5 protein-coding genes are annotated in these 6,874 nt (G+C 60.7%); 3 read left to right on the top strand and 2 right to left on the bottom strand.

The features are described 5' to 3' along the window. Both NW838_RS05570 and NW838_RS05565 read right to left on the bottom strand, forming a co-directional pair. Positions 1 to 1,604, bottom strand: a 1,604-nt coding sequence (locus NW838_RS05570; protein WP_414427666.1) for an FAD-dependent oxidoreductase, incomplete at its 3' end; no start/stop codon positions are given. A gap of 33 nt (positions 1,605 to 1,637) precedes the next feature. Further along, positions 1,638 to 2,339, bottom strand: coding sequence for a molybdenum cofactor guanylyltransferase (locus NW838_RS05565; protein WP_414355646.1), 702 nt, complete (start codon positions 2,337 to 2,339; stop codon positions 1,638 to 1,640). A gap of 77 nt (positions 2,340 to 2,416) precedes the next feature. On the opposite strand from NW838_RS05565, the gene NW838_RS05560 reads away from it, so the two are divergent. From NW838_RS05560 to NW838_RS05550, 3 genes are all read left to right on the top strand, one after another. Beyond that, positions 2,417 to 2,701 carry a DUF2103 domain-containing protein gene (locus tag NW838_RS05560; RefSeq protein WP_011432039.1) on the top strand — a complete coding sequence of 95 codons (285 nt, stop codon included), beginning with the start codon at positions 2,417 to 2,419 and terminating at the stop codon, positions 2,699 to 2,701. 108 nt (positions 2,702 to 2,809) lie between these two features. After that, positions 2,810 to 4,252: a TIGR03279 family radical SAM protein gene (locus tag NW838_RS05555; protein WP_414427665.1), complete on the top strand. Its 1,443-nt coding sequence runs from the start codon at positions 2,810 to 2,812 to the stop codon at positions 4,250 to 4,252. A 4-nt stretch (positions 4,253 to 4,256) separates the two neighbouring features. After that, positions 4,257 to 6,800 carry a UPF0182 family protein gene (locus tag NW838_RS05550; protein ID WP_414427664.1) on the top strand — a complete coding sequence of 848 codons (2,544 nt, stop codon included), beginning with the start codon at positions 4,257 to 4,259 and terminating at the stop codon, positions 6,798 to 6,800. Positions 6,801 to 6,874: the final 74 nt, after the last annotated feature.

The following is a 6,874-nucleotide window of genomic DNA, read 5'->3' as shown; positions in this document are numbered from 1 at the left end:
AAGTCCGCCGCCCTGAGCAGGTCGTGGCGCAGCGCCGTATCCAGGAGATCGCACAGGCGGGGGCAGTTGCGCACCAGGGATCCAAAGCCGGTAAAGCTAAGGGGCGATTGCATAGCCGCCGCATCCCCTATGAGCAGTATCCGGTCAAAGGGTTCCGAAGACTCCGCCCCGCTGCCGCGAACAGGGTGCCGGGGCTGGCCAAATCGTCCGGGGATATAGCCGAAGGTCGCTTTTTTCCACTGCAAGCGCTCTGGGTCGCAGCGGCGGTATTCCGGCAGAATAGTGAAAAAATCTTCGTACAGTTCCAGCAGGGATCCGGGGTTTTCCGGATGCACCTGGTGGTAGTGGAACAGGTAGAAGGTAAGATCTTCGCCTGGGCCGGGGAACAGCTCCCAAATGAGTTGCCGACCGCGGCTGATGTCCCCGTGGCTGGCCAGAATGTCCCCAAACTGGGGATCCCATACCCCTGGCTCAAACCCCCCCGCAATGGTAGCCCCCACCGTGGGGCAGACGCTATCAAAAGCCCGATGGCGGTAAAGCTGCTGGGCAATGGGAGAGACTGTTCCCATAGCATCCACCACAAGGCGGGATCCCAGCCGAAACTCCTCGCCGGTGGGCAAATCTTTCAAAACCAGCGTGACGCCTTGTTCGCCAACATAGGCCCGCTGAAACTCGGTGCGCTCGTAGATAGCTCCCCCGCAGGAAGTGAGAATTTGGCCACAGAGCTGCAATAGCTTTTCCGCGTCAATGGCCAGATTGAGTACCGTCGGCGTGTGCAAAACGGGAGCGCGAACCGGGCTATTGCCGTCAAAAAACTTGTTGAACCCATCCGTGTATTCCCGCAGGATCAAGCTCTCCATCTGCTCGGCGCTCAAAAGGCCCAAATCCACCAGGGTTTGCAGCTCCCGCCGGGAGATGTTCCACTCGCGGTTCATGCGGCCAAAAGGGAGTCGCTCCACCAAGGCCACGCGGTAGCCCAAGCGAGCCATGGCCGCTCCATAGATGGCTCCCAGCGCTCCTCCCACGATGGCCAGATCCCACTCCACTGGGGCCGGCTCAGGGCCAGGCTGGCGAAACAATACTGGCTGAGCAGGGCGGTGGGCTGCGTGGCAATGTTGCACTTCTTCCCGCCAGCGCTTTTCCCACCAGTACACCCGCTGTAGGTCGAACTCGCCATTGGGGATCCGGCGAAAATACTTCACCGTTTGCGGGTAGAAAGGCTCAAGCTGATCGAAGATGGATCCCCGGTTCAGATCGATCTGGGGCAACTGCGGGTAGCGGTGGGGAAATTGGCTTTGAATGGCCTGTTCCAGCTCTCTCAGCCAGCGAGCTTGGCGGGGGAAGGGCTGCTCCGACCACTGGAACACCTTGAGATAGGTAGTGTTCAGCCCCGACCACAAGAAAAGGGCCAGCTCAGCGCCGGATCCCTGTAGGCGCAGGCCCGTGGGGGTAAGAACCTTCTGGCTGCCTTGGGGCAGGGGGATACACTCCTGTAGCCAGCGCAGCACTTGAGCACTATCGGGGCAAGGGATCTCGCGGTAGTAAAGGGAAGTAAGCACGGCGCCGAGATAAGAAACCGAGCAAATCTTTACCCATTGTGACATGAGGGGATCCCTTCCCCTTGCCGATCCCAGGGATCACCCCCTACCCAGGTTTCCCCCCAGCTGCAGATCTGCAGGGGTGTTGCAATTGGTGAGCATCCTCTCAAGGGACTCCGTCCCGCTGTCGGGAACGGTCAGGGGCAGGATGGCTGTTGGCACCTGGGACAACCAGCCCTGAAAGGATCTTCCTCCTGCCTGCAAGAAACTCTCCAGAGAACCTAGCTGCGCCAGGCGATAGAAGCCACACAGGGGTTCCCAGCCCCGCTGACTTTTGGGCAGGGCGGCCACCGTCTGAGGGGGCAGGGTGGCAAGGCGCTGTCGCCAATCCCCAAGAACCTGCTCCTGCAAGCAGGGCAGATCGCAGGCCAGCAGCAGGATCCACTCCGGGGGAGCAGCCAAGGTTTGTAGCCGCCGGATCCCCTCTTGAAAGGCCAGCAGCGGGCCTCGGTGTTGCTCCGCAATGCTGTCCCGACCACGTGGGTCTTGCCCGACCAGGGGGGGAACGTTTTCCCGCCAGAGGTGCCAACCGGGATCCACCACCGGCGCATAGCGCTCCGGCCAGGGGGTGAGGATGTAAACCGCGTCGGCGCAGGCTGCTGCCACCTGAGCCACCCGTCGCAGCAGGGGGATCCCATCCCAAAGCACCAAGGCTTTGTCGGATCCCATGCGGCGGCTGTTGCCCCCGGCCAAGATCAGAGCCACGACCGCAGGCGGGGAATCTTCAGGCATTTTGGACATCCAGTTTTCCACAACGAGCAGCAGGTATTTGTGGAGGAATAGGATAGGGATCCCATCCTCTCCTCACTCTAGCCGCTATGTCTGAGCCCTCTGGTCGTCTGGTTTGGAACCACTCCACCCACATCTCAGGGTTGATCCCTGTTTTGGAACGCCTGACCCGGCAGGCGGGCATTAAAACCGTGACGCCGGGCGCTCTGTCCTGCAGCCGTGGGCGGATCCCCCAGTTGCAGTTGCGGGTTTCGGTGCCGATCCGGGGCGGGTACAAGCTGGTGGCCCGCAAGGGAAGCAGCGTGCAAGAGGTGTTTGTGGTAACGGATCTCAGCCAAACCGAGCTAGAGGCGGCTATTCTCCGCTGTTTGTAGTCAACTGTTTGTAGTCAACCGAGCCTCGTTATTGCTCCGCAACGCTGTCCCGACCCAGAACTTCGTCCTGCTGGGGCAAATGGCACATCAGTTGAGGATGAGTTAGCTATGTCTCGTGCTAGTCTCAAGCCCGCCCGTATCAGCGCTGTTTTACCCGGATCCCTGGCAGCAGAAGTGGGCATCCAACCTGGAGAGGCCCTGGTCAGCATCAACGGCGAACGCCCCCGCGATCTCATCGACTACCGCTTCCTGATCGCTGAGGAGTGTGTAAGCCTGGAGATCTTGAATAGCCAAGGGATCCCGCGCACAGTTGAGCTGGAGAAGGGGATCGACGAGGATCTGGGGCTGGAGTTTGAAACGGCCCTGTTCGATGGCCTGATCCAATGCGCCAACGCTTGCCCCTTTTGCTTCATCGACCAACAACCCCCGCAGATGCGGGCGACGCTGCACCTCAAGGACGACGACTACCGCCTCAGTTTTCTCTACGGCAGCTACCTCACCCTCACCAACTTGCCTGCTGCCGAATGGGAGCGCATCGCTCGCCTGCGCCTTTCTCCCCTCTACGTGTCAGTGCATGCTACCGACCCGGAGCTGCGCAGCCGCTTGCTCAAAAACCCGCGGGCTGGCCTGATTTTGGAGCAGTTGGCCTGGTTTCGCCAGCATCGCTTGCAACTGCACGCACAGGTGGTGGTCTGCCCAGGCTGGAACGATGGGGATCACCTCACCCGCACACTCCTCGATTTGGCCGCCTTTCGCCGGCCCGTAGACGGGATCCCCACCGTCCTCTCGGCAGCAGTGGTGCCGGTGGGGTTGACGCGCTTTCGCCCCCCTGGTGATGAGCTGGTTCCTGTCGATGCGGCCAAGGCCCGAGAAGTGATCCAGCAGGTGGAAACTTTGCAGGTCGGGTTTCGGCAAACATTGGGATCCACCTTTGCCTGGCTGGCCGATGAGTGGTATCTGCTGGCGGGGTGGGAACTGCCCCCGGAAGAGCACTATGAAGATTACCCCCAACTGGGGAATGGCGTGGGATCCCTGCGGCTTTTCCTCAGCCAGTTCGAGCAGCTCAAACTGCCGCCTGAGCTCCCTTCTCCCCTCAAGGTTCTGTGGGTGGTGGGCAATGCCGTGGGGCAAGCCTTCCAGCCCATTGTGCAGCGCCTGAATCGCATCCACCATTTGCAGCTCACGCTGCTGCCCATCGCCAGCCGATTTTGGGGCCAAACCCTGACGGTGACCGGGCTGCTGACGGGGCAGGATATCTTGGATGCCCTGAAGTCTGTGGAAAACTTGGCGGACTATGATGGGCTATTGCTACCCCAGATCGCCCTCAAGGACGGGGAGCGCTTTTTGGACGATCTGACCTGGCAGGATCTGCAGGCCCAGGTGGGGATCCCGGTGGTGCGGGTGGACGGCGGGCCGGCAGGCTTGGTGCAGGCGGTGCAACAGCTAGAACAGGGCTATGCCTACGGCACCCTGTGTTGTTCCGCAACGCTCGGGCGAAGGGAAACTGCACCGCTGACGCGACCAAGAACAGCTTTGAGCCGAGGATCCTGAGGCGATGCAGAGGTTGCGGCGAGGATTGTTTCTGCTGCTGGGGGTGGGGCTGGGGATCCTGGCCATCACGGCTTTGGCCTCTTTCTATGTAGATCTGGCTTGGTTTGCCGAGCTGAATGCCCTGCCGGTGCTGTGGACGCGGGTGATTGCCCGCTGGGGGCTGGGCCTGGGCGCTTTCCTCTTTGCCCTGGCGGTGACGGGATCCAACATCTGCTCCTGCTGGCGGGGGGCAACCTTGACCGGGGCCTGGGCGATTGCCACAGGTTTGAGTGTTTTCTTTGCTTGGTCTCTTTCCAATCACTGGTTTACGCTGCTGCTCTGGCTCAACCAAGGGCCCGTCGGGGAGTCGGATCCCATTTTCAACCGCGATCTCGGCTTTTTTCTCTTCAGCCTGCCTTTCTGGGAGACGGTGCAGCATTGGTGCTTCAACCTGGTGCTGCTCACCTTGGTTACCGTTGTCCTCATCTACTTGGTGGAGCTGGGGCTTTCCGAGCAACGGCTGACCTTGGCCCTCTCTCTCTATGCCCAGCGGCACCTGCTGATCTTGGGGGGATCCCTGTTTCTCATTCGCGCCTGGGGCCATTGGCTGGATCGCTACGAGCTGCTCTATTCCACCCGCGGCGTTGTGTTTGGGGCCGGTTTTGCCGATGTGCATGCAACCTTGCCGGCCACGACCTTGATGAGCGGGGTGGCAGGCCTGACGGCGGTGGGATTCTGGGCTTTGGCCCGCCAGGGGATCCGCCTCAACCTTCCTTTCCTCAAGTCCTGGTGCCCTTCCTGGGCCAGCTCTCTCCTGGCGCCGGCCATCCTCTGGGGGGCCTACCTGGGGTTTGGGCTGCTGACCACCCAACTTTACCCCCAACTGGTGCAAACTTTCTTGGTGGCCCCCAACGAGCTGGAGCTGGAACGCCCTTACATCGAGCACAACATCCGCTTTACCCGCGCCGGTTTTGGCCTGGCCGATGTCGAAGTCCAACCCTTCCCGGAAGGGGGAGCCCTCACCTGGGAGATCCTGCAGCAAAATCAACCCATCCTGAGCAACGTGCGCCTCTGGGATGCGGAGCCTCTATTGGCCACCTATCGACAACTGCAAGAAATCCGCCCCTACTATCAATTCCCCTATGTGAATGTGGATCGCTACCGCATCGGGGGAGAATTGCGCCAAGTCATGCATGCCGCCCGCGAGCTGGACTTTGCCCAGGTACCCCCCGCTGCCCAAACCTGGGTCAACCGGCGGTTTTTTTACACCCACGGCTACGGCCTCACCCTCAGCCCGGTGAACGTGGTGACCCCTGAGGGCCTGCCGGACTTTTTCCTGTCGGATATCCCGCCGCGGGTTTCTCCCCGCTACCCTGAGGTGGCCCCCGTCTTGCGGGTGGAGCAGCCGGCCCTCTACTATGGCGAGCTGACTACCACCGATGTTTTCGTGGGCGCTGAGGCGCGGGAATTGGACTACCCTGCAGCAGAGCGCTATGTGTACAGCAGCTATCAGGGCAGCGGTGGCGTGCCCATTCCCCACCTCTGGCAGCGGTTTCTCTACGCCTGGCATTTTGGCGATCTGCGCATCCTTCTCAGCCGCGAGCTGTCTTCTGCCACCCGCTTTCTCTATCGCCGCCAAATCCGCGAGCGCATCCGTCGGGTGATGCCCTTTTTGCTCTACGACCGGGATCCCTACCTGGTCATTCAAGGCGGCAAGCTCTACTGGTTTTTCGATGCCTATACCACCAGCAGCCGCTACCCCTACTCGGAGCACCTGCCCGGCTTTCCCTTCAACTACATCCGCAACTCGGTCAAGGCGGTGATGGACGCCTACAACGGCAGCATCGATTGGTACATTGCCGACCCTCGGGATCCCCTCATCCAAGCCTACGCCCGCATCTACCCCACCCTCTTCAAGCCTCTGGAGGCAATGCCGGAGCCGCTGCGGCAACACATCCGCTATCCCCAAGACCTCTTCCGCCTGCAAGCGCAGCAGTTTGCCACCTACCACATGACGGATCCCCGCCTCTTCTACAACCGCGAGGATCAATGGCAGATCCCCGGCCAGTTCCGCAATCGACGGCGCATTCCCATGCAGCCGCAGTATCTCATTCTCACCTTGCCGAGGGATCCCCAAGAGGTTGCCAATCACACTCCTGAGTTCGTCCTCCTCTCCCCCTATGCCCCTGTTAACAAGCAGAACATGGTGGCTTGGATAGCGGCCCGCTGCGACGGGGAAAACTACGGCAAGCTCCTGGTGTACGAGTTTTCCAAGCAACGGCTCATCTATGGCCCGGAACAGGTGGAAGCACGGGTCAATCAGGATCCCTTAATCTCCGAGCAAATTTCCCTCTGGAACCAGCATGGGTCGCGGGTGAACCTGGGCACGCTGCTGGTCATCCCCATCGAGACTTCTTTGCTCTATGTTCAGCCCCTCTACATCGAAGCAGAACAGGGCCGCCTGCCCCAGCTCACCCGGGTGATCGCCGCCTACGAAGACCGGGTGGTGATGGAACCGACCCTCAGCCAAGCCTTGGAATCGCTCTTTTTGCCGAGGGGTAGCCGGTAGAGAAAGGGATCCCTTCTCATTTTTGTATTGGGTGGTTGACGAAACTTAACGGATGTTTTAAGGTTAGGGTGTCA

This window comes from Synechococcus sp. R55.2 (assembly GCF_047462075.1).
Taxonomy (GTDB): Bacteria; Cyanobacteriota; Cyanobacteriia; order Thermostichales; family Thermostichaceae; genus Thermostichus.
Note: the sequence above shows the minus strand (reverse complement) of the source record. Positions and strands in the feature narration are given on the sequence as shown.

What these genes read in the sequence shown, in the direction of transcription:
- NW838_RS05555 (WP_414427665.1), top strand. Translation starts at nt 2,810, where the DNA reads ATGTCTCGTGCTAGTCTCAAGCCCGCCCGTATCAGCGCTGTTTTACCC.
- NW838_RS05565 (WP_414355646.1), bottom strand. Translation starts at nt 2,339, where the DNA reads ATGTCCAAAATGCCTGAAGATTCCCCGCCTGCGGTCGTGGCTCTGATC.
- NW838_RS05560 (WP_011432039.1), top strand. Translation starts at nt 2,417, where the DNA reads ATGTCTGAGCCCTCTGGTCGTCTGGTTTGGAACCACTCCACCCACATC.
- NW838_RS05550 (WP_414427664.1), top strand. Translation starts at nt 4,257, where the DNA reads ATGCAGAGGTTGCGGCGAGGATTGTTTCTGCTGCTGGGGGTGGGGCTG.